The organism is Kribbella sp. (assembly GCF_035655035.1).
In the GTDB taxonomy this organism is placed as follows: domain Bacteria; phylum Actinomycetota; class Actinomycetes; order Propionibacteriales; family Kribbellaceae; genus Kribbella.
This window is the reverse complement of the sequence record NZ_DASRVN010000604.1, coordinates 1-3,916: the sequence shown is the minus strand read 5'-3', so window position 1 is coordinate 3,916 and position 3,916 is coordinate 1. Positions and strand designations below refer to the sequence as shown.

The window sequence follows — 3,916 nt, the reverse complement described above, 5'->3', positions numbered from 1 at the left end:
CGTCGATCTCGCGCTGCTGGCGACGTACGGCGGGCTCTGGCTCCTGCAGGGGTGCAGGCAGGTTCATCGGGACCCGGGCGACCACAGGGGACGGTTTCAGCTGCACTACCGTCGAGAACGCCTGGTAGAGGACGGTTGGGTGGGTCACCGTCAGGCCGAGGGCGCGGGCGGCTGTGGCTGCTGCTTGGACAGCTGGCTCAGTCATCCGCTGATCTTCGCAGCGGAATCAAGCGGTTGGGTGTGAGTGCCGCGTCCACCGGGCGGTCGTGCGAGTCGCAGGGGAGCGTGTCGACGATCTCCGTGTCGTACACGGCGGCCCAGACCGGCGTACCGGGGCGGACGCGGGCCAGGGCGCGGTCGTACGAGCCGCCGCCGCGGCCCAGCCGTACGCCGTCATGGGCTACCGCCAGGGCCGGGCAGATGACCAGATCGGCGGTGGCGATCGCGTCGGAGCCCAGGTCGATCGGCGGCTCCGACAGGCCCAGCCGCCCGGGCACCAGGTCCGCCGCACCGGGCGCAACGCCCCAGCCCAGGTCGTTGTCGGCGTACAGGATCGGCAGCAGCACCTCGCGGTGCGTCGCGAGCAGCCAGTCGATCAGAGCACCGGTCTGCGGCTCAGGCCCCCTGGACACGTACAAAGCGATCCGGCATACGTCCGGCAACACCTGTTGGGCGCTCGCCAGCAGTCCCTCGGCCCGGGGCCGCGCGCCCCGCGCCTCCAGAAACCGCCGCCGCGCCACATCCTTCGTCAAGAACACCTTCTGATCGTAGAAGCGTGACGCGGGCAACACTGGGATTGCCTGTCGTCCCCTAGGGTTGGTGCATGGGTGAGGTGGGTCTCAGACAAGCGCAGGAGAAGATGCGCGCGGCAGGTGCTGCCGACGTTGCAATACGCGTCTTCACGCACTACTACCGGCTGCTCGAGTCCGGGCACCAGGGGAAGATCCCCGAGGACGACATCGAGCCGGTCGGCGATCTGCCGCACCTGGAGCACCTGGACACCGACCCGGACGCGCTCCGCGCCGCGCTCGCCGAAACCGTGGTGATCAAGCTCAACGGCGGCCTCGGTACGTCGATGGGCGTCACCGGCCCGAAGTCCGCGCTGCCGGTGAAGGACGGGCTGAGCTTCCTGGACATCATCGCCCGGCAGATCCTCGGCACCCGGCGCGCGTACGACGTACCGCTGCCGCTGGTACTGATGAACTCGTTCCGCACCAAGACCGAGTCGCTGCGGATCCTCGGCGAGTACGACGGGCTGGCGATCGACGGCCTGCCGCTCGACTTCATGCAGAACATGGAGCCGAAGCTGCTCGCCGACGACCTGACCCCGGCCGAGTGGGAGCCGGACCCGGAGCTCGCCTGGTGCCCGCCCGGCCACGGCGACCTGTACACCGCGCTGGTTGCCTCCGGCACCCTTGACGCGCTCCGCGAGCACGGCTTCCGGCACGCGTTCATCTCGAACGCCGACAACCTCGGCGCCACCCCGGACCCGCGGATCGCCGCCTGGATGGCCGAGCACGACGTGCCGTTCGGGATGGAGGTCTGCCGCCGGACCCGGTCGGACCGCAAGGGCGGGCACGTCGCGGTCCGGAAGTCCGACGGGAGGCTGATCCTGCGCGACAGCGCTCAGGTCGCGGACGACGAGACGCAGTACTTCCAGGACATCAGCAGGCACAAGATGTTCAACACCAACAACTTGTGGATCGACCTCGACCGGCTGGCCGACCTGATGGACGGGCACGACGGGATCCTCGGGCTGCCGATCATGGTGAACCGCAAGACCGTCGACCCGGCCGACCCGACGTCGCCCAAGGTGATCCAACTGGAGACCGGGATGGGCACCGCGATCGAGACGTTCGAGGGGTCGCAGGCGGTGATCGTCGACCGCAGCCGGTTCAAGCCGGTGAAGACCACGAACGACCTGCTGGTACTGCGCTCCGACGTGTACGAGCTGGACGAGGCCGGTGAGCTGACCACGAAGCACGAGGGCGACGAGCCGTACGTCGACCTGGACCCGGAGTACTTCAAGATCCTCGCCGACTTCGAGGCGCGGTTCCCGGCCGGGCCGCCGTCGCTGGTCGCCGCCGACCGGCTGGCGGTCCGCGGTGACGTTGCCTTCGGCAAGGACGTGACGGTGGTCGGGGACGTCGAGGTGACCGCGCCGGCCGGCGAGCGCCGGACGATCCCGGACGGAACCGAGCTGCGTTGACCGACGACCTCCTGGTCCGGCCGCTGGAGCCGTCCGACACGGCAGCGGCCGCCGAGGTCTGGTGGCGAGCACGGCACGCGGACGGGTCCCAGCTGCCGCCGGCGATCCACACCGCGGAGCAGGTGGCCGGCTGGTTCGCCGACGTACTGCTGCCGGACGGGGAGACCTGGGTGGCGCTCGACGAGGACCGGATCGTCGCGGTGCTCACCCTCGACGGTGACGACCTCGACCAGCTGTACGTCGCGCCGGAGGCGGCCGGGCGGGGCGTCGGCTCGGTCCTGGTCGACCTGGCGAAGGACCTCCGCCCCGGCGGGCTGGCGCTCTGGACGTTCCAGACCAACCTGCGGGCGCAGTCCTTCTACCGGCGCCACGGCTTCCGCGAGGTCCGCCGTACCGACGGCTCGGCGAACGAGGAACGCGCGCCGGACGTCCGCATGGTCTGGGGCAAACATCCGGAATCGGACCCCACCTAGAACCCAACCAGACTTCTTCACGCACTCCCCCGGAACTATCGCGGGAAACCCGCGAGCCGTCGATTAAGGTCGAGCTCGTGAGACGAAGTGTTGATGAGCATCTCGAAGTCGTACTCGGACGGGTGACGGCCTTGCCGGCGTTCGATCAGCCGTTGATGGACGCGGTCGGGCTGATGCTCTGCGAGGACATCGTCTCGGGGGTGAGCCTGCCGGGGTTCGACAACTCGGCCATGGACGGGTATGCGGTGCAGGCCGCGGACCTCGCCGGTGCCTCGGACGAGAACCCGATCAGCCTGCCGGTGGTCGGGGAGTTCCGGGCCGGGCGCAGCCAACCGATCGTGGTCACCCCCGGGACCTGCGTGCGGATCATGACCGGCGCGCCGATGCCGCGCGGCGCGGACAGCGTCGTGCCGGTCGAGTGGACCGACGGCGGGACGGTCACGGCCCGGATCACCCAGCAGCCGCCGGTCGGCGGTTCGGTGCGGTATGCGGGCGAGGACCTGGCGGCCGGGGCGAAGGTGCTCGACCGGGACACGGTCCTCGGCCCGCGGCAGATCGCGGTGCTGGCGGCGGTCGGCCGGGCCCGGGTGAAGGCGCGACCGCGGCCGCGGGTGGTGGTGATCTCGACGGGCGCCGAGCTGCGCGAGCCGGGCAGCCGGCTGGGCGACGGGCAGATCTACGACTCGAACAGCTACACCCTGGCGGCGTGCGCCCGGGACGCCGGCGCGGTGGCGTACCGGGTCGGCATCGTCGACGACGACCCGAAGCGGATCATGGACACGCTGTCCGACCAGCTGGTGCGGGCCGACCTGGTGATCACCACCGGCGGCGTCAGCATGGGGGCGTACGACATCGTCAAGGAGGAGCTCTCCAAGCTCGGCACCGTGGACTTCCCGCAGGTCGCGATGCAGCCGGGGAAGCCGCAGGGGTTCGGGGTGATCGGCGAGGACGAGGTGCCGATCTTCACGCTGCCCGGCAACCCGGTCTCGGCGTACATCTCGTTCGAGGTTTTCGTCCGGCCCGCGCTGCGCAAGATGATGGGGCAGATGCCGTACCGGCGGACGCCGGTCCCGGGAGTCACGCTCGACGGGTTCAGCTCACCGGCGGGGCGGCGGCAGTTCGTCCGTGCCGCGGCCACCTCCGGCGACGAGGGCTGGATGGCCAGTACAGTCGGCGGGCACGGCTCCCACCTGCTGGGCGGCCTGAGCCGGGCGAACGCGCTGATCGTGGTCCC

The 3,916-nt window shown here is 70.5% G+C and carries 4 protein-coding genes and 1 pseudogene; 3 read left to right on the top strand and 2 right to left on the bottom strand.

Annotated elements, in window-relative coordinates; translation table 11 throughout:
• Both VFF46_RS31940 and VFF46_RS31935 read right to left on the bottom strand, forming a co-directional pair.
• Positions 1-205, bottom strand: a pseudogene (locus VFF46_RS31940) (aminoglycoside phosphotransferase family protein); the annotation flags it as partial.
• Positions 198-758, bottom strand: coding sequence for a 5-formyltetrahydrofolate cyclo-ligase (locus VFF46_RS31935; RefSeq protein ID WP_325040960.1), 561 nt, complete (start codon positions 756-758; stop codon positions 198-200). The pseudogene VFF46_RS31940 and the gene VFF46_RS31935, both read right to left, overlap by 8 nt.
• Positions 759-823: 65 nt before the next feature.
• Here VFF46_RS31935 and VFF46_RS31930 point away from each other — a divergent pair, with 65 nt between their 5' ends.
• The 3 genes from VFF46_RS31930 to glp all read left to right on the top strand — a co-directional run.
• The gene (locus VFF46_RS31930) at positions 824-2,209 is read left to right on the top strand and encodes a UTP--glucose-1-phosphate uridylyltransferase (protein ID WP_325040959.1); all 1,386 of its coding nucleotides are present in this window, start codon (positions 824-826) and stop codon (positions 2,207-2,209) included.
• Positions 2,206-2,682 (top strand): GNAT family N-acetyltransferase, encoded by a 477-nt coding sequence (locus tag VFF46_RS31925; protein ID WP_325040958.1) that lies wholly within the window; start codon positions 2,206-2,208, stop codon positions 2,680-2,682. The genes VFF46_RS31930 and VFF46_RS31925 overlap by 4 nt, the downstream gene beginning before the upstream one ends.
• A gap of 77 nt (positions 2,683-2,759) precedes the next feature.
• The coding region (glp, locus tag VFF46_RS31920; RefSeq protein WP_325040957.1) for a gephyrin-like molybdotransferase Glp at positions 2,760-3,916 on the top strand (1,157 nt) is incomplete at its 3' end.